The sequence below is a fragment of the Alkalihalobacillus phoenicis genome (assembly GCF_047302405.1).
GTDB lineage: Bacteria > Bacillota > Bacilli > Bacillales > Bacillaceae_D > Alkalihalobacillus.
On record NZ_CP154853.1, the window covers coordinates 3,318,142 to 3,342,090 of the forward strand.

The window sequence follows — 23,949 nt, forward strand, 5'->3', positions numbered from 1 at the left end:
AACGATTACTTTTGGTCTAAGACTACTTGCTGAGCTTCTTTTACAATTTCTTCTGGAGTGGTCTGGCCTGTCGCGAGATTCTGACCACCACGCATAAAGACATCCGCTACGTTTATATTGAGTGCGTTATCGAACCAGGGGGCCGTAGAGGTAGCGTTCAAAACCATGTTGTAAGCTTCCAGACTAGTTTCATTAGCGTTTTCGGGAGTTACCGCTCCTTTAATGGCGTTTAATTGACCGTCTATTTGCGTAAACTCGAAAGCTGTCTCTTCAGAAGTTAGGAATTTAAGGAAATCAACAGCTTCTTTTGGTGCGTTTTTACTGACCATCCATCCTTCAGGGGCACCAGTCAATGAACTAGAATCGCCCTTGCCGTCCATGACTGCTGGGAAATCAAAGAAACCGAACTCAACGCCACCAATCTCTTCCACTAATTTAATTTCTGCAAACTGCATGTACAATATTGGTACTTCACCGTTTCCGAACATATTTCGGGCAGCTTCATGGTCAATAGCTGTTGAAACTTCCCCCATGTAAGATGTTAATTCTTTGAAAATTTCTAGTGCTTTAACGTATCCTTCATCGGTAAATTCGGCAGTGGCTAAATTATAATCTTTTTCCAGAATAGCCGGATCAACTACACGCTCGAAAATCGTACCCATATAATGTGAAATGGCCCATGTATTCATCAATCCTTCCATCAGAGGTGTTTCATAACCTACCTTCTTCAGTTCTTCCAAGACTTGAATGAATTCATCATAAGTTTCCGGAATAATAAGATTATTTCCATCAAAGATCGCCTTATTATAGAAAAAGGCTTTGCCGTCCACTGTAAAAGGAACCCCGTACGTGCTTTCGTCGAAAGTGAACCCTTCAAACTGAGATTCCATGAATTTTGATGACCATTCAGTGTCCTCATCAATAACATCATCTAATGGCATGATCCTGCCAGAAGATACAAGATTTTCAGCGAATGAGTTCGACCATGAAGAGAATATATCCGGTAAATTATCGTTTGATACCAATACCCTGACTTTTTCTTTATATGAATCATTCAATACATAATCTACATTGATACTAACATTCGGATTCGCTTCCATATACTCTTCGATCTTTTTATCGTAGAACGATTTTCGTGGCTCATTCGGCCAACGGTGGAAAAAGTCAATTTCGACTTTTTCTCCACCATCCGATTCACTACTTACATCTTTCGAATTACAAGCTGACAACAACAGAAGGAGTAGGAGTAAGGACAAAGATAAAACTTTGATTATTTTTTTCATTTATAAAACTCCTTTCATTCCTAAAGTGATTAAATTTTGAAATAAAAATCCCTCAATTTTAGTAATCCATTTTCCACATATATCGTCTGACAGACAGTGGATGTCCAGTATGTTCAGCGAGACCATCCGCATACAGTCTCAAAACTGAACCAACAAGTGCAGGCCCAAAATACTCTTTCAAATCTTCGTCAATTCCTTCGTAGTTCAATTCTGCAACATCTACCACTTCTACTTTTACGCTAAATTTAGTTACGAAATCAAGTGCACGCTGATCAAGTGGCCGGCTGGCTCCGTCTCCTTTGATGACGAGAAAAGGTACATCGAAATCGGTAATTTCGAATGGGCCGTGAAAAAATTCCCCAGAATGAATTGGATTTGAGTGGATCCACAGCATTTCCATCAACAAGCAGCTTGTAAAAGAGTAAGCGTGATGTATATAAGCACCACTTCCCATCGTATAGATTATTTTTTCACGCTTGTATTTTTCACCAAAATCGTTTGCTGCTTTTGTGAACAGTTTCTGGTTCTTCTTAATTAGTTCGTCCAAATTAGACAGTTGCTCAATCACACGAGTATATTTTTCATTTGGTGAGAACGTATTTAATAATTCGAAAATCAGCGTATAATAGATGCCTGTTTCTCCATCAATTGCATCAGAGCCATCTTTATAATTGTAATGGATAATGTATTCGGCAGCTTCGCAAAGTGGTGATTTTCTGTCCATCGAAATCGCCACCGTGAGCGCTCCTTTACTACTTGCAAAGTTCACAGCTTTAACAGTTTCCGGGGTCGTACCTGAGTGCGATCGTAAGATGACTAAACTATTTTCACCTAAAGCCATAGGGTTACGGTGAATAAATTCATTTGACGTATAGACAAAACTTGGAATACCTGTTTCTTTACTCAAGAAATATTCACCAAAAGACAAGGAAGCCATAGACCCACCGCAAGCCACGAAAAACACATTCTCGATTTTTCTCGATTTTATAACTTCAATAACTTCTTTAATCTCAGCTTCATGCTCTGGTTTTAATTTTGCACCTTTCTTTTCTTTTGTACCGGTTCCTATTTCCTCATTGACTGTCTCTTGTTCTGTCTTCATTCCTACACCTCCAAATTTTTATGACGTCATATGACATCATATTAAAATCATGATAAACCAGACTCTCTTAATAGTCAATATAATTTTAATTTTCTAATAATATAAAAGTTAAGAAGTTACTATTAGAGATTCGGATAGTATTTGACTTCGTTTGGTTTAACAAACTTATCTATCTCTTTATTTATCATTTTTGTTCTCTGCTCATGATTTTTTATGTTGGCTTCTTTTAGGTCTTTGCTCAGCCCATACAGCCTTTCCTTAAACTAACATTTTCTACTACCAAGCCTATAGTGGACTTTCACTACCTAGGTATCATGCACACCAAAAGAGCAGCCTAATAGTGAATAGGCTGCTTTCTAGTATGCATGTTCATGTTTTATCTAACTTAATTTCACTATAGTCCCCTTCCCTTAAACCTCACCATTCAACTTCACTTTTACTCTTTCAGGTATTTCATTTAACTGGACTTCATCATATGATGTTACTTGATCACCTTTTTTTAAATAGAGCATCAAGTACGCATCGATACGTAGTTCTTTTGCTGCGAAAAATTCAACTTCTATCATTTCTCCTTTTTCGTTATAAGCAGGGAGCTTATATAAGTAGTGTTTCATAATTTCACCTGAATCTAATTTGGTTTCTTCGACTGAATCTGCCGTCGTAATTTGCACGTAAGCATTTTCTTTCCCTAATCTATTAAAATCTACATTTGCTAATACTAAGATAATCCCAACAAAAAGCCCTGCTCCAATTAGTAAAATCCCCATTAATTTCTTCATAATTATCCCTCCAAATTTTCTTTGTGTACCGTTTGAAAAGCGAAATCCGTTTGCCAAGAAGCGAGAATAGTGTAGTTTGTTTACTCCGTCAGCTGCATGCCCTACGCGTTCCGCGGGTGAGTCGGGAGCCTCCTCAGCTATTTGCTTGCGGGGTCTCCCGTTCCTCACTAATCCCGCAGGAGTCTCCGGGCATTCCACTGTCTCCGTTTTGGTTAACCAAAAGCCAGTGAACTACGTTGATTAATTTTTCTCGAGCTTCTAACGGACGTAGCAAGTCTTATAAAAACTACGAACCGTAATAACATAATAAAGTGCGTAAATCATCGTATAAGCTAACATCCAAATAGCGATAGGAACGAGTAAGTTCATCGCCAATAAATTAGAGAAGGCCGTTAAAGCAACCCCTGCATGAATCAAGGCAAGAACGAGAGGTGCTGTAAAAACCATTCCCACTTGATGGCGAACGGTCCGCTTCATTTCCAGACGCGATACACCTATTTTATGAAGGACAGTATATTTCGCTTTATCTTCCTCTGCCTCGGTCATCATTTTGAAAAAGATGATACTTCCGGTCGCAACTAGGAAAACAAGTCCTAAAAAGCTTCCTACAAACAACAGCGAACCCGATGCCTCGATTGCACTTTTATAGTCTTGTGTCGCGCTTGTGAAGTTCTCAGTTGAAGCGGCTAATTCCTCTGACAAAGCTAATTGGTTTTTATAATCCTTTACTTGAACCGCCTGATATGTCTTTTCCTCTGCCGTGATTTCATTGTAGAAATCATCTGTGACGACAATCGTACTTGCTCCAACAGTGAATGCATTAAATACAGCTTGATCATATAATTCAGCCACTACAAATTCATTTCCCTCAATCCCAATCGATTCTTCTTTTTGTGACCAACGCTCATCATAAAACACATCGAGCATTAAGACTTCCCCATCTTGAATCGTTGTTATGTCAGACCATTCTAATTGATTTGCTAGTCTATTAAAGGTAGATTGATTGATAACCGCATATTCCATCTCATATAAGTCATGGGCAATCCGCAGTTCCTTACTCTTAATTGTTTCAGCATATTCGATTAGATCTGGCTCAATCTCTTTGGGAGAGCCTTCCCACATAAAAGTATGCGGTGCATAGGTTTGAATACTTTTTTCCACATTATAGTACATCCCAAATACCGCTCCACCCGCTGTCATTGTCGTCGCACTCATTATCGCGATAATCGTTAATGTTTTCGCATTCCCACGAATACGGTACAACAGCTGAGAGGCCGTCATTAAATTAAGCCCTTTCCAAGCCCAAAACGAATTCTTTTTCAGAACAGATAACACATACACAAGAACGCTGTGGAATAATAAAGCTGAGCCAATCACTGTTAAAACAATAATGACAATGGGCATCGATAAACCGAGCATCCGCCAAATTTGTGAAGTCATTAAATCTTGTAAAGCGAGCCAATAAGCCCCTGCTAGTGTGACCACACCTAAAATCGCCGTTATCATTCGTGCTTTTGGCAATTCTTCGCCTTTTTTCTCAGCATGAAATAAATCAATTAACTTAAATTGATAAATGACGCGATACCCTTGCAGCGATGTGATTAAGAAAATAAGGAAGAAAACAATAGACGTATTCATCACTGCATCCATTGAAAAAGTAAATCCAATGGCGATATCAAGACCCATTAATTTCATTAAAATCGTCAGTAAGACACGTGATAAGAGAAAGCCCAGACCAACGCCAACTACTAATGAAAATAATCCGATCACCATATTTTCACAAAACAACATAAAGCCAATCGAACGTTTCCGAACACCTAATAGCGAATAAAGAGCCACTTCCTTTTTTCTTTTTTTCATAAAAAAGGAATTCGAATAAGCAATAAAAATGGCTACAAAAATCATTAAAACAAAGGCCGAAGCACTCATAATTCCGCTAATTTGTTTAGAGGTTTCGGAAAGGGCACTGATATCCTCACTATATTTCAAGGTCACAAATGTAAAATAAATCACAATGGAGAAAATAGTCGTTCCAATATAAAGTGAATAGCTTTTAAAATTACGTCGAATATTTTTCAGGGCTATATCAAATAACGTCATGCACATCACCACCTATTTGTGCTAATTCATCTAAGATCATTTGGAAAAACTCCTTGCGTGATTTCGTACCTCGGAAGAGTTCCTTTGATAATTGACCATCATTAATAAATAAAATTCGGCGGCAAAAACTTGCTGCATACGCATCATGTGTCACCATCATAATCGTCGTTTCATGGTCTACATTTAGCTGACTTAAACTTTCTAGCAAGTCTGTTGCCGATTTGGAATCCAAAGCCCCGGTAGGTTCATCCGCAAAAATAAGTTTAGGGTTTGAAACAAGGGCACGACTCGCGGCCGTACGCTGCTTTTGCCCACCAGAAATTTGGTAAGGGTATTTGTCCAATAATGATGAAATCCCAAATGTATCAGCAAGTGCTTCCACACGCTTTTTAATCTCGTTAGCTGGCTTTTTCGCAATCGCCAGTGGTAGTAAAATATTTTCACGAACAGTCAGTGAATCGAGCAAATTATAATCTTGAAAAATAAAGCCAAGATGATCACGCCGGAAATCGGCCAATGCTTCCTCTTTCAACTTCGCAATATTGTCATTTCCAATTAAAATATCTCCATTGGTTGGTAAATCGATTGTCGCAAGAACGTTTAACAACGTCGATTTTCCTGCCCCAGATGGCCCCATGACGCCAACAAACTCACCATGGTCAATTTCAAAAGATATATCTTTAAGTGCTTTAAATTGATTTGCACCTTTTCCGTAAGTCTTTTCAACATTTCGTACCGCTAATAATGATTCCATTTCTATGCACCTCTTTCGTATGTCTTTACTATAACGAGGCATCCTTAAACTAAATTCACGACTACCTTACAAAATCCTTAAATAGCATCTCACTATAAAAAAGGATATGATAATTGGTAAATAACTCTTGTTTGAAACAAATAGGAAACGAAGAAGATTGTAGAAGTAGGAAGGAAAGGTGTATTGAAGATGGAAAAACCACGTATTATGATTGTTGATGATGAGAGCGATTTATGCCAGCTAATCAAAACTGCCCTCACAAAAGAAGGATTTTCTGAGATCGAGTTGGCGAATTCCATTCAAGAAGGCTGGGAGAAGTTCCAAACATTCTCACCGAATATCGCCATTTTAGATGTAATGCTCCCAGATGGAGAAGGCTATGACTTATGCAAAAAAATTCGGGAAGTGTCACGCATCCCGCTCTTATTTTTATCGGCTAAATCCGATGAAATTGATAAAATCTTAGGGCTTGCCATTGGCGGGGACGATTATATTACCAAACCATTTAGTCCAAAGGAAGTCGCTTTTCGAGTAAAAGCTCAGCTTAGACGGGCAGGCTTATATACAATCGATATGACCGCTCAAGCAAAGACCAATCAAACAACAACTGTAGGTCCTTTTAACATCAATCAAGATGAAACAGAAGTTTTTAAAAATGGGGAAATTCTTGAACTAACAGCAAAAGAAGTCGGCCTGATGGCGTGCTTTATGCGTAATCCGAACCGAATTTTAAGCAAGGAGACATTATTCGAAAGAGTTTGGGGAGAGGATTTTTATGGGGCTGATAATACATTAATGGTTCATATTAGAAGGCTCAGAGAAAAAATTGAGGATACTCCCTCAAAGCCAACATTTATTACAACAGTCAAAGGCCTCGGCTATAGATTTATAGTGAAATAGGTGATTTAAGTGAAATGGAAATTAACAGCTCGCTACTTGATTTCAGTGCTGATCATTGTCTTTATTGTCCTTTTTATTAATACTTTAATATTAATTGGTATGCTTTTTTACCAGCAAACACGTGGGATCGACGATGTTTCTAGCGATTCAGGTGTAAACTTCACACGCCAATTCAGTCATTATCTTTCGCTCGAAAATGAGCAACCCGTTGTTTCGAATGAAGGCATCGATGCCCTCCAAGCATTCGGCGGATGGATTCAGATTTTAGATCAAAACGGACAGGTTCTATCCTCTTATCTTGCACCAAATGATGTGTCGACACACTATAGTCCATTTGAACTGATCCACAAATATAAATATATGGACGATGATTTCACGACATATTTCGTTGGGGAGTTTGAAACTTATAGCTATTTAATCGGTGTCCCACAGTCTAAAGAAGAACGAGTCGTTTTTATGGTAGATGCCGAATCGATTTGGTCCTATGCCTCTAAATCTTTATTAGCGATTACGATCGTCGATTTATTCATTGCCATGCTTGTCGGCTTATTGTTTAGCACGATCTTAACCAAACCTGTCTCTCATTTAATTAACCGCATCTCACAGTTAAAATCACGGAATTTTTCTGTCCAAAAAACGAAAAGACCTGGTATTTACAAGACGGTTTTTGCCAATTTAAATGAGGTCTCCAAAACCTTACAAGCTCATGAAGAAGAACGATTGAAACTAGAAAAAATGCGCAATGAATGGATTAGCAATGTCTCTCATGATTTAAAAACACCGCTCGCTTCCATCCAAGGATATGCGGAATTACTTCGTGATCAAAATGTCTCACCGGTGGAACGTTTAGAATACGCTGAAGTCATTGAACGGCAATCGATTTATATGAAAGATTTGCTTGATGATTTTAATTTAACGATGCGCTTACGTAACCAAGAATTGCCGCTCAACTTATTGGAAACACGAATGGAAAGTTTTGTCCGCGAAATAGTGATTGATTTATTAAACGATCCGCAATTTGGCCAGTACGAAATTGACTTCACGAGTGATTCGTCCAAATTGAAGTGGGCGATCGACCGTCATCTGATGAAACGTTCCATTCTAAATTTTGTTTACAATGCACTCATTCATAATGACGCTCATATTACGATAGATATTCGAGTTACAACGGACAGTATTACGATTAAAGATAACGGAAAAGGCATTGCCGAAGAAGATCTAGACCAAATCTTCGAACGCTATTACCGCGGTACAAATACCGACAACATTCGCGGCACTGGCCTCGGAATGGCCATTTCCAGAGATATCATCGAGGCACACGGAGGAACAGTAAACTTGACGAGCCATGTTGGACTCGGAACGATTGTAGAGATTCGATTGGAAGGATAAAACTAGGGAAAAGCTTTAGGGTTAGTCTGAACCTACCCTCCTTTCACAAAAAACGAAGCCTGTTTGATCAGAAGCGAGAAAAAATTAGGGGCGGCTTATGAAGTCGCTCTTTCTCTTCAAAAGATGAACCGATTTTTCTCGAGCTTCTAACAGCACAGCTTGATTGATAAAAAAAGAAGCAGCATCAGCTACTCCTTTTTAAACTCTATTCACAACAGTAGACAAATTCCTATCTTCGCTCCTCCAACACTTAACATAACTTCATTCCGTTCTTCAAGTTGAATTTCGTTCTCCTTCTCATACACCTATTCCAAACAATTTCAACAGTCGTTTCCAAAAGCCTTGTTCTTCTTCTGTTTCCTCTTGGCTCGACTCTACTTCATAGTGCTTAATACTTTCTGTTTTGATGACAAATTGCACAGCATGTATTTGTTCGTTATTCTGCTCCGAAACAAAAGAAATAGCCTCAAAATCAGATTTATCAAATTCGGACATCATTTTATCGATTTCGGCTTGCATTTGCTCTGGCATATCGTCGGTCGCATCGTACAATTCCCCTGTCCCATCATGGAGTTCATTCACGCCACTCTCAAGGTCCTTTGTTCCACTGGCTAACTGAACATTTCCTGAATGCAATTCATCGTAAGAGTTGGATAATTGACGAATACCCTTTGTATAGCTGCTGATTCCAGAATGGAGTTCACCATAATGAGTCGCAACTTCTGTTAATCCGATTTTTAATTGTTGCATAGCATCAGCAATATCCACATTTTCTAAACTAGACGAAAGGCCCTCTGCGATTAATTTTAGATGGGTCCCCATTTCATTCGTTCCACTACTCACTTCTTGAAGCGTTGGTGCAACCGCGTCAAATCCTTCTTTAACAGCTAAGTACGTTCCTTTAGCTGTTTGGGCAGCCGAGTAGGAATCGATTAGTTTTTGAATAATCTCTTTGTCTGCATCACTACGATAAAGAAGGGCGATTTCTTCTTCTGTAATTTCCGCCTGAGGTATGGCATTCATGGTATCGTCTAAAGTGTTATATGCAATTGTATAATGCTCACTTAATACGAGAAGCCCTTCTGATACTTCTTCTAATCCAGTCGAAATTTCAGCAAGACCTTCCTCAAGAGCTTGCCAATCATCAAGTGCAAGCTCATCCATATCGCCATTAACAGATTGACTAATCGTTTTTAACGCCTCATTCATTAATTCAGACGCCGCAACCAGTTCTCCACCGCCTTTAGCTACTTCGGACATTCCACCTTTAAACTCCTTAGAGCCGTCAGATAACTGAACCATTCCGTTACTTAATTCGTTGACACCATCTTTTAATTCCCCAACCCCATCGTGGAGCTCTCCAATCGCACTAGAGAGAGTACTAATGTCACCCGTCATTTCTTGGGTGTCAGGTAAATCAATTGACATCGAGGAAGGAACGGCTGCTATTTCCACTCCTTCAAATTCGAAATCAAGGACATCTGCTTGAACCGTGAGTTCCGCTTCTTTTTCAGGCATAACGGTGAATGTTACTTGTTTATTTTTCCCCGCGTTAGCAATAGTCGCATCCGGTGCCTTGATGTTCTGAAACTTTTCTTCACTTAAATTTAACGTGATTTGTAACAAATAGTTTTCAAAAAAAGCAGGATCAACTTGGGCATTTGCCTTCGTCTCGATGATGATTTCGACCAATCCATCCTTCCCTACTAATTCTTCTGGTTCTATATCTTTCCCATCGATTTTATAAGTAAGTAAGAACTTCCATGGCAATTCCACTTGTTCTCCCATATTACCTTGATAATAAAAAGGACCTTCCGGAGCATCAATGACTAATTTGTCTCGCTCTTGTGTGATTTTCGATAAATCGGTTAAGTTTGTGACATCGCTGTACGAACCGTAATCTTCAACGATCCCCGCTTTTGTCACGTTCAAATAATTGACGACATACACATTATGAACTTCCCCACTTGCTTGTAAATTGGCATAAACGACTTCATCTTTAGAGGCCATTTCTCCAGAGGTTTGCTGCTCATCTTTTGAAGAAGAACTAGAAGCAGCATTTACAAAAAAGGAAGGCATAATGAACAACATCGCCAAAGTAAGAGCTATCCAACGTTTCTTTCTCATCGTTTTTCCTCCTCATGATAATTAGCTTTATACGTTGTTTTTCTAATCCATTTATCAAATAGGACAAGCAATGCCGGTAAAAGACAAATGACCATAACAAACGCAAGTAAGGCTCCTCTTCCAAGTAATAAACCAACCGATGAAACAATTGGATTTGAAGAGGTAATCCATAAAATAAAGCCAACACTTGATAAAATAAGAGCCGAGACAATAATAGAAAACATTTTTTCGTCCAATGCTTTTTTTATTGCTGCCACAGGTGACATCTGTTTACGGTAACCTTTATACGTTTCTATTAATAAAATTCCATAATCAACCGTTGCGGCAAGCTGTACCGTGCTGACAATTAAATACCCCACGAAAACAAGTGATGAATTCGTAAAATAAGGGACAGACAAGTTAATCCAAACAGCTGACTGAATCGTTAATAATAAGACAATTGGAATCGAAATTGACTTAAACACAAGCATTAATACAACAGCTATTGTAACAATCGTCATAACATTAACGACTCTATTATCCTTCGTCACCGTTTCCTTCATATCAAAAAGAGTCACACTCTCACCTAAACTAAGAGCCTCTTCTCCGTAAAAATCGGCAGCTGTATCCCGCACCGTTTCCACAATTTGAAAAGGAACCTCTCCCTCAGGACCTTGATTCGTATTGACGATGATTCGACTGTAATTTTCAGAAAAGAATTCTCTCGTAATCGAGTCATCTAAAAAGTCTGGTGGAATGGCAGCTCCGACTAAGTTCACATAAGCGATGGCCCCAGTAATATACTCGCTTCCTTCTAATTCCTGTACGAGCTCTTCTTCTTTGGCTAGGTCTCCTTTTGGTACTAATAAAACGATCGGTGTTGATTGACTAAACGTTTCTTCAATCGCTCTTTCGTCTTGTCCGGCCCGCGTATTTTCTGGTTGGTCGCCTAGACCGTATAAAAAGGATGTATTACTTTGAGCTAAAAAAGCAGGAACGATCAAAATGAAGACAATTATCACACTTGGGTATTTGAGCTTTATTAATTTATTACCAATCCCTTTAAAGCTAGGAACGATGTTTTTATGCTTTGTTTTATCCATCCATTTATAAAAACATAGCGTCAAGGCAGGTAAAAATACGACCACACTTATAAAACTTAATAAAATACCTTTGACCAAATTTAACCCAAGGTCGGACCCAATTTCAAAATCCATTAACATTAGGGCCATAAACCCAAAAAACGTGGTGGCCGCACTTGTCGCAATGACTGGAAAAGATTCTCTCATTGCTAGTTTCATAGCTTCTTCAGGAGAATTGGTCTTTTTCCGAAAGTCTGAAAAACTATGAAGAAGGAAAATCGCATAATCCAAAGAAACCGCTAATTGCAAAATCGGAGCAACGGACTGAGTGACATAGGAAATTTCTCCAAGAAAAATATTTGTACCTAAATTAATTAGAACCGAAACCCCAATTGCGGTTAAAAAGAAAATAGGTTCCATCCAAGAGGTTGTCGATACGACTAAGATGATGATAATAATCGGCACTAGCAAAAGGGCTGCATACATCGATTCTGTCCCGGCCATTTTTTGTGAGGTAGCGGTATTTAAAGCTTCTCCAGCCATCGCATTCTCTTCACCAATTAATTCATAAACCTCATCGGTGACTGCTACTTCATCACCACTACGAATGCTTATCGAAAAGAGAGCATTTCCATCTTTATAATAGGATTCTACTAACTCTGAATCCATCATTTCAATTGGCATTTTGAGATCGACTGCATCATCTAGCCAATTCACATCTGTTACACCTTCAATATGTAAAAGCTTTTCTTTTACAACTAATGCCTCTTGTATCGAAACGTCAGATACCATCACCCTTGTATTTGGGATAGAAGCTGTAAATTCCGTCTCCATCACTTCCATTGCTACCGTCGATTCAGCATTATCAGGTAAATAATCCACCATATTATAGTTTATGGAGACAAAAAATTGAGCCCCTACAGACAAAAGTGTCATCAGTAAAAAGACAATGACAACTGTTTTTTTATGTTTTAAAATTGCTCCAGTTAGGTCAATCATTCCACACCTCTTCTTGTCGACATTTCATTTTTACTTTAATATTATAACTACACGATGTTGGATATACAACAAACAGTTGTCTTGTAAATGTTGCTAGAACAACACTTTGGACGCTTTTGTTGGATTACTCCTAAAAAATAAAAAGAAGGTGAAACAGATGACCTCAAAATTAGATCGACGAAAACAGTATACTCGAATGGTCCTAAAAGACAGCCTCATGAAGTTATTATTAGAAAAGCCGATCACAAAAGTGACGATTAAAGAACTATGTGAACGTGCGGATATTAATCGCTCGACCTTTTACAGCCACTATAAAGACCAATATGAATTACTTTACAAAATAGAAGAAGAAATTATCGAAGAGATGTATCTTACGTTGAGCCAGCACAACTTTACGACAGAAAGTGAAACTTTGCAGTTGACGAAAAAAATTGTGGAGTATGTTGCCGAAAAAAGTGAGGTTTGTCAGACGCTATTAGGGGACCATGGAAGTAATAGCTTTCAAAAAAGGGTGATGGCTATTACTCATGAATTATTAATTAAAAAGTGGACAGAAGAAAATCATCTTCCGTTAAAGTCTTCAAAATATATTGCCCTTTTTACTGTGAGTGGTAGCATCCAAGTTATCCAACATTGGCTTGCGGAGGGTATGAAAGAATCTCCTGAAGAAATCGCCCAATTGATTAACGATTTTACGAATAAAGGCCTTTCTTTTATGAATCCTTCTAACAACTAATAACAAAAGGAAAAGTTAGCTTTTGCATCTGCCGTCTAGCAGCTTGATTAAAGTTAACAACTATCGACTCATAGAAAAGAAGACTGGCTCCTCTTATGAGTCAGTCTTCTCTACTAAACTTATTTCATTAACTAGTAAGCGTTTTATTCAATAACACCTTGATCTTTTAATCGTTCTATCGCCACTCTAAGTCCGCTCTTTTCACGATGTAAGCATTGTTTGACGCGGAATATTAAGTTCGACCTTGCATTGTTTTCTATGCTAATCGTTTCATAGGATTCCCCGTCTAGCACACGTATTCCGACTCGAAAGCGTTGTACATAAGACTCTAGCTCTTTTGGTGTACACATATCTTCAAAAAAGTCGATGCACTCCTCTACCGTATTCAGTGACAGCACAGCCTTATAAAATTGCTCTCTAGTTGCTTCGTTTATATCCTTTTTCATATAGCTCCCCCTATAGAAAAATATCGTCACACTGGCATTTTTTTCTCTTTTACATTTTGAGCAATGGAGTCACCCGGATCTTCTTCTATATGTTTGATCGAAATTCCTGTATAGCCATAAAAAATAGCGATAAGCGGTGTGATGAAGCATATAAAACTAAACAAAGCATACTCGACACCAATATTTAATGTCGACATGATAAACGCCCCTGTCACTCCCCAAGGAATGGCAGGATGAACAACTGTGCCAGCATCTTCAAGTGTCCTTGATAACGTTTTTGGATGTAAATTGGCATTCTTATACGTTGATTCTAACATTTGTCCTGGTAACATGATTGATAAATATTGCTCACCGATAACTGTATTAACGCCGATACAGGCCAAGACAGTCGTCAAGACAATATTTCCTGTCCGTTTTAAAAAGTGAACGATTCCATTAATTAAGACGGTATGTAATCCAATCTTTTGGACAAGCCCCCCGAATGAAAGCGCTATCAAAATAATCGATACTCCAAAAAGCATATTTGATAATCCACCAATTGAAAGTAAGTTATCGATCGCTTCAACTCCTGTGTTCGCGACATATCCCGTATGTGCGGTCACCATTAGTTCCGCAATTGAAAAGTTTGAAATTGTATAAAGCCCTGTCAAAATCGCAATCAGCAAACTAATAAACAATGTAGGTAAGGCTGGAACTCTCTTCATCCCTAACACAATAATAGCGAGTGGTGATAGTAACGTCAGCCAAGAAAGCGTAAATTGTTCCTCTAAAGTGTGAACCATTAATTCCATTTGCCCGATATCTGGATTGACAAGCCGTGAATCAAGTCCAATGAACAAAAATATCGCTAAAGTTATAAGTAGCGCGGGTATGGTTGTCCAGAGCATATAGCGAATATGTTCAAAGATATTCACTTTAGCAATGGCTGATGTAAGGTTTGTCGTATCAGATAGAGGGGAGATTTTGTCTCCAAATATCGCTCCACAAACGATTGCTCCCGCTGTCATCGCTGGAGAAATCCCCATTCCATAAGCGACACCCATTAGGGCAACCCCCATCGTACTTATCGCACTCCATGAGCTCCCTGTCATCACTGACACGATAACACATAAGATAACGGCAGAAACGAGAAAGAATTGTGGCGATAAAAGATTCAAACCATAAAAAGCTAAAGTAGGGACGGTTCCATTCATTGCCCACACCCCGATCAGAATACCAACTGTCATTAAAATTAAAATCGAGGGTAGTCCTGCTGAAATGCCTTTCACCATTGCTTCTTCAAGGTCTTTCCATCTATAACCGAGGGTATACGCATATAAACCGACGATTGTCGCAGCTAAAACGATTGGAATTTGTGGTGCGACTTGGTAGTAAAGAATGCTTACTGCTAATATCGCAACAATTAATAGTAGGATAAAAGTGGATGCTAAAAAAGAGGGATTACGAGTTTGATTTTCCATACATGACCTCCGCGTCGATTAATGAGATTGAACGCAAGGCAAAAACCTTGCGTTCATTAAATATCTAACCTATTTAACGTTTTCATTTTTTCTGGTGCGTACGTTCATCAATCTTCTTTCCAGCTATATTTATAGCTTTGTTGCTCGTATTTTCGAGCTTGTTTTACGACTTTTAATGGTCTAAAGGTGTCAATCATCACAGCGAGCTCTAGTGTTTCCTTTTTGCCGATGCTGCCTTCAATTTTTCCTGGGTGTGGACCATGGGGAATTCCAGAAGGATGTAAAGTCATCGACCCTTCATTTACTCCTTTTCGGCTCATAAAGTTACCCTTTACATAATAGAGTACTTCATCGCTATCGACATTACTATGATAGTATGGAGCCGGAATCGCCTCAGGATGATAATCGTACATTCGTGGAACAAATGAACAGATGACGAAATTATTCCCTTCAAATGTTTGATGAATCGGTGGTGGCATATGAATTCGTCCAGTAATCGGTTCAAAATCATCAACATTGAAAATATATGGGAATAAATAGCCATCCCAGCCGACCACATCTAATGGATGGTGACTGAATTGGTGGGAATGCATATAGCCTCTAGATTTAGTTTTGACTTCAAAGTGACCTTTTTCAACATTTGTTTCTAGCTTTTCTGGTCCATGAAAATCCCGCTCACAAAATGGGCTATGCTCGAGTAATTGTCCATGAATATTTCGATAACGTTTTGGAGTCGTAATCCAACTATTCGTTTCAATGACTAACATCTTAGACGCTACCTCATCTGGGACGACTCGGTAAATCGTCCCGATCGGAATGACAATATAATCACCTGGTTTGTAAGAAAGGGTACCAAAGGTTGACTCTACTTTTCCTGTCCCGTAATGGACGAATAAGACTTCATCTCCATCGCCATTTCGATAAAAGTAATCCATTGACTTCGTAGGATTAACGACACCGAGTAAAACATCATCATTTCCTAAAAAGTATTCCCTTCCCATAACAGCATCGGTTTCTTCCGTATATTGATGAGAATAGAGATGACGTGGGGATAAATCCTGCTGCTCCTCATACTCGACTGCACAGCTATTTAATAATTTAGATTCGACCATCGCTGTTGGTGGATGATGGTGATACAAAATCGATTGAATACCTGAAAAGCCTTTTGTCCCCATTACTTGCTCTCGATACAATTCTCCGTTCTCTTTCCGAAAAACCGTATGTCTTTTCCGAGGGATTTCCCCCATTTGTTTATAAAATGGCATCGTTGAACTCCTCTCCCGATCATCGCTTACATATAAAAATACGTCAACCTACATTTAATTTTATTCATCTAGAAATGCTGGTAAAATTCGTCCAGTTACTTCACCAAAACCGATTCGGTAACCATCTCCTTGGCACCAACCAGTCATCGTTAACTCATCACCATCTTCAATCCAAGTTCTCTCTTCCCCATTTTGGAAAACAAGCGGTTCTGTTCCTCTCCAAGAAAGTTCAAGTAAGCTGCCTCGTTCTTCTTTTGTTGGACCACTTATCGTTCCTGATGCATGAAGGTCACCTGGTCGTAAATTACAACCATTAATCGTATGATGACTAATTTGTTGAGCCATACTCCAATAAAGATACTGGAAATTAGTAGCGACGATTTTTTCTTTTTCTGACATCGATTTTCCCTTTAAATACACTTCTAAATTCACATCAAACGAGCTCGGTCCCACTTTTGTTAAATATGGCAATGGGGCTGGCTCCTGCTTCGGACCATGCACTCGAAATGGCTCTAATGCTTCAAGTGGAACAACCCACGGAGATATAGAAGTGGCAAAGCTCTTTGCCAAAAAGGGACCAAGAGGTTGATATTCCCATGCTTGGATATCACGGGCACTCCAGTCATTCACTAATACTAAACCAAAGATTTGCTCTTCTGCCTCTTTAATAGGAATTGGTTTTCCTCGTTCATTCCCTGGTCCTATAAACCAGCCCATTTCTAATTCGAAATCGAGTTGTTTAGTGGGCCCAAAGCTTGGAGATTGTTCGGTTGCTGCTTTTGTTTGACCATTTACACGTCTGACCTCTGTCCCACTAACGACGACTGAACTTGCTCTCCCATGATAACCAATCGGTAAATGAGTCCAGTTAGGCATTAAAGCATTCTCTTTGCCTCGAAACATCGTCCCTACATTTGTCGCATGCTCCTTTGAGGCATAAAAGTCCGTATAATCACCAATTTGTGCTGGCAATAATAATTCCACATTTGTTAAAGGTAACAACGCTTTGCCTCTTAACTCTTGGTTGTCACGTAGGATTGGTTCATCCTCCCTTAATAGCTGTTGAATTTGGTGACGGGCATCACTCCAGGCTGTTTTTCCAAGGGCCATAAAGCGATTAAGGGAAGGTTGATTAAAGACTTTCTCACCCGCTGTTACCCCTTTTACATTGAGCAGTCCAGCCTCTTCCATGATCGATAGATCCAAGACATATTCACCGATCGCGACTCCTACTCTAGGGCTTTCATTTAAATGCGGTCGAAAAATACCATAGGGTAAATTTTGAATCGGAAAATGCGATTTTTCATGAACCGGAATAAAAGATTTCATCGTTTTGACCTCCATCCTATATTAATTGCAAGCTGCGAAGGTCTTCTCTTGGTTCATCAAAGCTACAACTTCCATACGAATAAACCATACCTTGACGCAATCTCTGTATCTCTGAAACTTTAACCAAAGTATCCTTCCACTCAATACCTTCTTCTAAAAATTTAAAGCTTGTTGATTCCTCATCAGAAAGAAGTTCAATCAACGTTTCAAGTGATGGTTGATAAATTCTCGCAATCATACTAGCTGTAAAGATATTTATAAAACCGTGCATATGTGTATTCACTTCCTGCCGGTGCATCCGAATGGGATGATGTAAACCGGCCGTGAATTTTTGCGGAATCTCTCGCTCACTACAGCCGATTAACACTTTGGCTACTTGTTCTGGTGTTGGAAAAGCATCAGCGGTAACACCACCCGTTCTCAACTTCAACCCAATAACCAATGAACTTGTCTCGTTGTGACTGGCTATTTGTCTTAATGATTCTTCAACCTTCTGCTCCCATTCCTCATTTAAAGGGAAAGTCAGCTCACAAAATAGTTGGACATGATGTTTTGTCGCTTCAATTGCAATCTCCTCAAGTAACAGGCGACTTGGAATAGATGAAGGAAGCGGCATTTCAAACACATTAATTTGAACAACCTCTTTGAACTCCTCTAAAAATTCAGAACATTTTTCTAAGTCAGCTCTTAAGTTATTTAGACAGCTTGCCTCATCCGTGCTCCGTTGTCCAACTACGGCTAGCTCTAATCTCTTCTCTTTTGAAAATAAAGATAAGTACGGAACCAATTCCTTTAACCGAGCTGCTGGAATAATAAATCGACCAAGCATCCAAGCATCTTTATCGTTTTGATAATCTACAAAATTATGAATCGATGTTTCAAGAGAGAGATTAGCTGGGGGAAAAAGCCCAGCATAATCAATTAAATTCGCTAAGTAAGCCTGTATACTCGGGGTGTAATCGTCTCTCTTCAAGAGAACACTCCTTTCTTCACACATTTTATCTCCTTACTCTTTTTAAATATTACCGCGACGTTCTTGCTCACGTTCAATCGACTCAAATAACGCTTTGAAGTTCCCTTCTCCAAACCCTCTTGCTCCTTTTCGTTGGATGATTTCAATAAATAAAGTGGGACGATCGACAATTGGTTTCGTGAAAATTTGGAGCAAATATCCTTCATCGTCACGGTCGACTAAAATATTAAGCTCTTGTAGCTTTTTCACATCTTCATCGATATCACCTACTCGGGCAATTAAATCCTCATAATACGTATCAGGAGTTTGTAAAAATTCAACCCCATTCTCACGCAGTGTCTTCACCGTTGCAATCACATCGTTAGTCAACACGGCTAAGTGCTGCACACCAGGACCGTTGTAAAAGTCTAAATACTCTTCAATTTGAGATTTACGTTTTCCTTCTGCTGGTTCATTGATTGGGAATTTGATACGTCCCGTTCCATTCATCATCACTTTTGACATCAAGGCCGAGTATTCTGTCGAAATATCTTCATCATCAAAATGTTTTAAGACATTAAACCCAAACACCTTCTCATAATAATTCGTCCACTCTTCCATTCTTTCCACATTTCCGACAACATGATCGATTCCGACAATTCCAGATGGTTTAGAGAAGTTCGGTCCCTCATATGGTTGATACCCTGGTAGAAATAAGCCTTGATAATCGCCATACTCAACCAATGTATGGACCGTATCACCATAAGTACCAATAATCGCCTTTTTAACGTAACCGCTTTCATCTTTATCAATCCAAGGTTCTTTAATCGCAATTCCACCACGTTCAATCGCACCATAATAGGCTTTATCCACATCTGATACTTTTAAAGCAATATCTTTAACACCTTCACCATGTAATTTTACAAATTCAGAAACCTCATGATTGGCTGTCAATGAACCTGATAAGATAAGACGAATCGCCCCTTGTTCTAGCACATAAGAGACAACCTCACGACTCCCTGTTTCCAATCCACGATAGGCTTTAATTTGAAATCCAAACGCCTGACAGAAATAATAAGCGGACTGCTTAGCATTTCCTACATATATCTCTAAATGATGAAAACTCTCTACCGGAAAAATATCTTCCGTTAATTGCTCTGCCTTACCCATTACTTTATTTTCCATTAGTATTCCTCCTAATTTTTAAAGCGAAGCCTGTTTGGTCAGAACCGATTTTTCTCGAGCTTCTAACAGGCGCAGCTAGATTGAATATTTTTCCCTTACTAAAAATAATAATATTAGGTACGAATCCTTGCAAACACCTGCTTTGACGCTTCGCTTCTTTACTGAAAAATAGTGCAAGTTTCTCCTAAAAAAATCATGCATCAAAAGCTCTATTCCCTTATCCCTTCACCACAATAATGCGTTTAAGCTTTCATATCGATCCTTGCCAAGAGTTCTGATTCAAACATATACTCACTACAAAAATAAGACATTCTACAGGAGGTTAAATCATTGTGTTTTGATGTGAAGCTTTGTCCTAATAATGCAAGTGCACAATCAGATACACTCAAGAATCAATTAAACAGTCTTCCTTCTATTAATATTGTAGAAAAGCAATGTCTCAATTATTGTGGTCAATGTATAGTAGAACCTTTTTGCCTCATTAATGGGAAAAATATTTCAAGTGATACGGTTGAAAACCTCTCTTCATCTATCACAAAATATGTAAGCTCACAAAAATCAAGCTGTGTATAAAACAGGAATCGCGAGAGGAAATCATGACAACAACTTGAATCTATTTCATTTCGGAATTATATGTAAACGCTATCAAAAACTCACTATTTTAAAAACTACGGGGGAATCATAATGGAAAAAATGACACTATCAAATAATCAAATGGAAGATTTCACAAACAACTCTATCGATTTGTTTGACAAAATGAAAAATCATGAGCAAGTTGTTTTTTGTAACGACCCAAAGACCGGATTAAAAGCGATTATCGCGATTCACGACACGACATTAGGGCCCGCATTAGGTGGAACGAGAATGAGAAATTACGCCAGCTTTGAGGAAGCTTTAGATGATGTTTTAAAATTATCGGAGGGAATGACGTACAAATGTGCTGCTGCAGATGTCGACTTCGGTGGAGGGAAAGCCGTTATTATCGGAGATCCAACAAAAGATAAAACACCTGAACTTTTTCGTGCCTATGGACAATTTGTTGAATCACTAAATGGTCGGTTTTATACAGGAACCGACATGGGCACGGAATTAGATGACTTTGTTCATTCTTATAAGGAAACGAACTGTATTGCTGGTCTCCCAGAAGAATATGATGGGGGCGGCGAAACATCGATTCCAACGGCCTTCGGGGTTCTTTATAGCATTAAAGCCGTCGCAAAAGTACTTTGGGGGAATGAAGACTTAACTGGCAGACGCTTTGCCATTCAAGGCTTAGGAAAAGTCGGTTTTAAAGTCGCAGAGCACTTATTAAACGAAGGAGCCGATATATACGTAACTGATATTAACGAGGATACAGTGAAAGAAATCATCGACATTTCAGAGCAACTTGGTCGAAAAGCCGTCGCCGTAAATAATGATGATATTTATAGTGTAGACGCTGATTTCTTTGTCCCATGTGCGATTGGCGGCATCATTAATGAACAAACAATTAATCAATTACAAGTAAAAGCGATTACAGGTGCGGCTAATAATCAACTCCTTCATAAAGAAAGTGCTTTAACATTAAAGAAAAAAGGGATCCTATACGCACCAGATTATATTGTGAGCAGTGGTGGCATTATCCAAGTAACCGATGAACTATACACACCTAACAAAAAACGAGTTTTAGCGAAAACAAAAGCCATCTATCAATTACTGCTTGAAGTTTTTGAAGAAGCTGATAAACGAGACATCACAACCATTGAAGCGGCTAATCAAATTTGTCAAAACCGAATTGAAGCCCGAAGAGATCGGAATAGCTTCTTTTCACCAAAGAAACGTCGAAAATGGCAAATTCGTCATTAACAAGAGGAGCTATAACTAACCTTACACATTTCTTGATGTGGGAGTGTACTGTCTGAAAACGATAAAATAAAACATGTGAGGAGTCATGAATTATGAAAAAAGAAATACCTACACATTTACGATCGTTTGTTTCCCAGCAACATTACAATACTTACAGTCCAATCGACCATGCCGTTTGGCGATATGTGATGAGGCAGAATCATCATTTCCTTGAAAATATTGCTCATGAAGCATTCACAACTGGATTAAAATCATCAGGAATCGACATTGACAACATCCCGAAAGTAAAAGACATGAACGAAAAGTTAAGTAAAATCGGCTGGGGGGCCGTCATTGTTGACGGATTAATTCCAGGCTCTGCTTTTTTTGATTTGCAAGCACATGGAATCCTCCCGATTGCGACAGATATTCGTCAGAAATCGAATATCGAATACACACCTGCTCCTGATATCTTACATGAAGCAGCAGGTCACGCCCCTATTTTATTTAATGAAACCTACTCTAAATTTGTAAAATTAATCGGTCATATCGGAGCCAATGCGTTTGCGACAAAAGAAGAACATGAAGTGTTTGAAGCGACAAGAGAGCTATCGATTGTGATGGAGGATCCATCTTCATCACAGAGTGAAATCGACGCTGTAAAAAAGAAATTGAAAGAAAAGCAGGCTGCTGTAACGGGTCTTTCTGAATCAGAACAAATTTCCCGGATTTTTTGGTGGACAGTTGAATTTGGTTTAATTGGCAACCTTCAACAGCCTAAAATCTTTGGGGCTGGACTACTATCCTCTGTCGGAGAAAGCAAACACTGCTTATCTAATGAAGTAGAAAAGCGTCGATTTACGATCGAGGATGCCGCTGCCACCAGTTATGATGTGACCTCTATGCAAACCCAGTTATTTGTTTGTGAAAGCTTTGAACAATTAATTGAAGAAGTGAATCATTTTGGGAACACAATGGCCTTCAGACAAGGTGGTACCGAATCGATTGAAAAAGCGATTGCTTCTAGTCAAGTTGCTCATATTGAGTATAACTCAGGCCTTCAAATCACCGGATTATTCACTGAGCTTCTTAAAGACTCAGACGGAGAGGCCATTTATGTTAAAACTTCTGGCCCTAGTGCTCTTTCTGTTCAGAATAAACAGCTCGCCCACCATGGAAAAGAGGTTCACTTTGATGGATTTGGTGCACCAATCGGAAAGCTTTTAGGAGGGACACAGCTAGAGGGACAAACGGAACAAAGTTTAAAAGAGCTAGGTGTTGAAGTCCATAAAAAGACTCAAATCACTTTTGAAAGCGGCATTGAACTTACTGGTCATGTTACTAATCTCGTTTTCCATCAAGATGCTCTTGTTTTAATCACATTAGAGGAATGCCTTGTGACTTACAAAGAGGAAGTCTTATTTGACCCGACATGGGGTACGTATGATTTAGCCGTAGGAAGTCAAATCGTTTCCGCACGTCCAATCGCCGCTGATCATCTCTCCTATTACGGGGAATCTATAATACTAGAAGAGGACGAAAAAGAAGCGAATGCCGTGACTTTGCTAGAAGAATTATATTTAGAAGTTAGGCAAATACGAGAATCAGCCACTTTTCAAGAGTCACCTCTTCAAAGTATTGTTCAAAATATTATGCATGAATTTCCAGAAGAATGGCTTCTTCAAATTGAAATCCTTGAATTATTAGAAAATCATCATCCACAATCACCATTGAAAAAAGTACTGTTGGTTCAAATTGAGAAATTAAAGCAAGATGAACGTTACGTACGATTAATTCAAAACGGATTAGATGTCATCTACAATCGGAGAACGATCGCGAAATGAAAAAACTCAATGAACAAGAAATCACTGAACAATTAACCTTAGTCCCTAAATGGAAAAGAAAAGACACTAAATGGATTGAACGCCGTTATCGCTTTAACGAATTTTTAGATGGGATTACATTCGTAAATAATATTTCCGCTATCGCAGAAAGAGAAAATCACCATCCCTTTATACAGATTCAATATAAAATGGTCATTCTCAACCTCTCAAGTTGGAATGAAAATGGCTTAACTGACCTCGATTTTCAACTGGCCCAAGAAATGGATGAATTATTTGTAGAACAAACGAAAGCTCGAAATAATTCGTTAGAAAAAAGATAGTAGACAAAGGAGCATACTTCAATTAAAATCATTCAAAAGGAACCTCTCATCGTGATTGAAAGGTTCCTTTTTTCTCATCATTCGACAAAAACCG

At 38.8% G+C, this 23,949-nt stretch carries 20 protein-coding genes; 7 read left to right on the forward strand and 13 right to left on the reverse strand.

The genetic code is table 11. The annotated features are described in order from the left end of the window. Nucleotides 1–5 precede the first annotated feature (5 nt). From AA0017_RS15635 to AA0017_RS15655, 5 genes are all read right to left on the reverse strand, one after another. Nucleotides 6–1,283 carry an ABC transporter substrate-binding protein gene (locus tag AA0017_RS15635; protein WP_413375913.1) on the reverse strand — a complete coding sequence of 426 codons (1,278 nt, stop codon included), beginning with the start codon at nucleotides 1,281–1,283 and terminating at the stop codon, nucleotides 6–8. A gap of 58 nt (nucleotides 1,284–1,341) precedes the next feature. Beyond that, complete coding sequence (locus AA0017_RS15640) at nucleotides 1,342–2,385, reverse strand: SIS domain-containing protein (protein ID WP_413375915.1); 1,044 nt, start codon at nucleotides 2,383–2,385, stop codon at nucleotides 1,342–1,344. Between the two features lie 410 nt (nucleotides 2,386–2,795). Next, nucleotides 2,796–3,164, reverse strand: coding sequence for a YxeA family protein (locus tag AA0017_RS15645; RefSeq protein ID WP_413375917.1), 369 nt, complete (start codon nucleotides 3,162–3,164; stop codon nucleotides 2,796–2,798). A gap of 258 nt (nucleotides 3,165–3,422) precedes the next feature. Beyond that, the gene (locus AA0017_RS15650) at nucleotides 3,423–5,264 is read right to left on the reverse strand and encodes an FtsX-like permease family protein (protein ID WP_413375919.1); all 1,842 of its coding nucleotides are present in this window, start codon (nucleotides 5,262–5,264) and stop codon (nucleotides 3,423–3,425) included. Beyond that, nucleotides 5,251–6,018 (reverse strand): ABC transporter ATP-binding protein, encoded by a 768-nt coding sequence (locus tag AA0017_RS15655; RefSeq protein WP_413375921.1) that lies wholly within the window; start codon nucleotides 6,016–6,018, stop codon nucleotides 5,251–5,253. Before AA0017_RS15655 ends, AA0017_RS15650 begins: the two co-directional genes overlap by 14 nt. 189 nt (nucleotides 6,019–6,207) lie before the next feature. On the opposite strand from AA0017_RS15655, the gene AA0017_RS15660 reads away from it, so the two are divergent. Both AA0017_RS15660 and AA0017_RS15665 read left to right on the forward strand, forming a co-directional pair. Next, nucleotides 6,208–6,918 carry a response regulator transcription factor gene (locus AA0017_RS15660; RefSeq protein ID WP_413375923.1) on the forward strand — a complete coding sequence of 237 codons (711 nt, stop codon included), beginning with the start codon at nucleotides 6,208–6,210 and terminating at the stop codon, nucleotides 6,916–6,918. Nucleotides 6,919–6,927: 9 nt separating this feature from the next. Continuing rightward, nucleotides 6,928–8,307 carry a sensor histidine kinase gene (locus AA0017_RS15665; protein WP_413375925.1) on the forward strand — a complete coding sequence of 460 codons (1,380 nt, stop codon included), beginning with the start codon at nucleotides 6,928–6,930 and terminating at the stop codon, nucleotides 8,305–8,307. Between the two features lie 297 nt (nucleotides 8,308–8,604). Here the strand turns inward: AA0017_RS15665 and AA0017_RS15670 are convergent, their stop codons facing one another. Both AA0017_RS15670 and AA0017_RS15675 read right to left on the reverse strand, forming a co-directional pair. Beyond that, complete coding sequence (locus tag AA0017_RS15670) at nucleotides 8,605–10,434, reverse strand: YhgE/Pip domain-containing protein (protein ID WP_413375927.1); 1,830 nt, start codon at nucleotides 10,432–10,434, stop codon at nucleotides 8,605–8,607. Then, entirely contained in the window at nucleotides 10,431–12,494 is a 2,064-nt protein-coding gene (locus tag AA0017_RS15675) for an efflux RND transporter permease subunit (RefSeq protein WP_413375928.1), read from the reverse strand. Before AA0017_RS15675 ends, AA0017_RS15670 begins: the two co-directional genes overlap by 4 nt. A 157-nt stretch (nucleotides 12,495–12,651) precedes the next feature. On the opposite strand from AA0017_RS15675, the gene AA0017_RS15680 reads away from it, so the two are divergent. Further along, the gene (locus tag AA0017_RS15680; protein ID WP_413375930.1) at nucleotides 12,652–13,230 is read left to right on the forward strand and encodes a TetR/AcrR family transcriptional regulator; all 579 of its coding nucleotides are present in this window, start codon (nucleotides 12,652–12,654) and stop codon (nucleotides 13,228–13,230) included. A 143-nt stretch (nucleotides 13,231–13,373) separates the two neighbouring features. Here the strand turns inward: AA0017_RS15680 and AA0017_RS15685 are convergent, their stop codons facing one another. From AA0017_RS15685 to hppD, 6 genes are all read right to left on the reverse strand, one after another. After that, nucleotides 13,374–13,676 carry a YerC/YecD family TrpR-related protein gene (locus AA0017_RS15685; RefSeq protein ID WP_413375932.1) on the reverse strand — a complete coding sequence of 101 codons (303 nt, stop codon included), beginning with the start codon at nucleotides 13,674–13,676 and terminating at the stop codon, nucleotides 13,374–13,376. 26 nt (nucleotides 13,677–13,702) lie between these two features. Continuing rightward, on the reverse strand, nucleotides 13,703–15,136 hold the full coding sequence (nhaC, locus tag AA0017_RS15690) for a Na+/H+ antiporter NhaC (RefSeq protein WP_413375934.1): 1,434 nt from the start codon (nucleotides 15,134–15,136) through the stop codon (nucleotides 13,703–13,705). Between the two features lie 107 nt (nucleotides 15,137–15,243). After that, on the reverse strand, nucleotides 15,244–16,401 hold the full coding sequence (locus AA0017_RS15695; RefSeq protein WP_413375936.1) for a homogentisate 1,2-dioxygenase: 1,158 nt from the start codon (nucleotides 16,399–16,401) through the stop codon (nucleotides 15,244–15,246). A gap of 60 nt (nucleotides 16,402–16,461) precedes the next feature. Further along, nucleotides 16,462–17,730: a fumarylacetoacetase gene (gene fahA, locus AA0017_RS15700; protein WP_413375937.1), complete on the reverse strand. Its 1,269-nt coding sequence runs from the start codon at nucleotides 17,728–17,730 to the stop codon at nucleotides 16,462–16,464. A gap of 16 nt (nucleotides 17,731–17,746) precedes the next feature. Next, on the reverse strand, nucleotides 17,747–18,703 hold the full coding sequence (locus AA0017_RS15705) for a hypothetical protein (RefSeq protein WP_413375939.1): 957 nt from the start codon (nucleotides 18,701–18,703) through the stop codon (nucleotides 17,747–17,749). Between the two features lie 42 nt (nucleotides 18,704–18,745). Next, on the reverse strand, nucleotides 18,746–19,867 hold the full coding sequence (hppD, locus tag AA0017_RS15710; RefSeq protein WP_413375941.1) for a 4-hydroxyphenylpyruvate dioxygenase: 1,122 nt from the start codon (nucleotides 19,865–19,867) through the stop codon (nucleotides 18,746–18,748). Nucleotides 19,868–20,197: 330 nt separating this feature from the next. Here hppD and AA0017_RS15715 point away from each other — a divergent pair, with 330 nt between their 5' ends. The 4 genes from AA0017_RS15715 (at nucleotide 20,198) to AA0017_RS15730 (ending at nucleotide 23,855) form a co-directional block, all read left to right on the forward strand. Then, nucleotides 20,198–20,440 (forward strand): DUF1450 domain-containing protein, encoded by a 243-nt coding sequence (locus AA0017_RS15715; protein WP_413375943.1) that lies wholly within the window; start codon nucleotides 20,198–20,200, stop codon nucleotides 20,438–20,440. 111 nt (nucleotides 20,441–20,551) lie between these two features. Next, nucleotides 20,552–21,712: a Leu/Phe/Val dehydrogenase gene (locus AA0017_RS15720; protein WP_413375945.1), complete on the forward strand. Its 1,161-nt coding sequence runs from the start codon at nucleotides 20,552–20,554 to the stop codon at nucleotides 21,710–21,712. Nucleotides 21,713–21,804: 92 nt separating this feature from the next. Next, complete coding sequence (locus AA0017_RS15725) at nucleotides 21,805–23,535, forward strand: aromatic amino acid hydroxylase (RefSeq protein WP_413375947.1); 1,731 nt, start codon at nucleotides 21,805–21,807, stop codon at nucleotides 23,533–23,535. Then, a complete protein-coding gene (locus AA0017_RS15730; RefSeq protein ID WP_413375949.1) occupies nucleotides 23,532–23,855 on the forward strand; it encodes a 4a-hydroxytetrahydrobiopterin dehydratase in 324 nt (107 codons plus the stop codon). Before AA0017_RS15725 ends, AA0017_RS15730 begins: the two co-directional genes overlap by 4 nt. Nucleotides 23,856–23,949 lie beyond the last annotated feature (94 nt).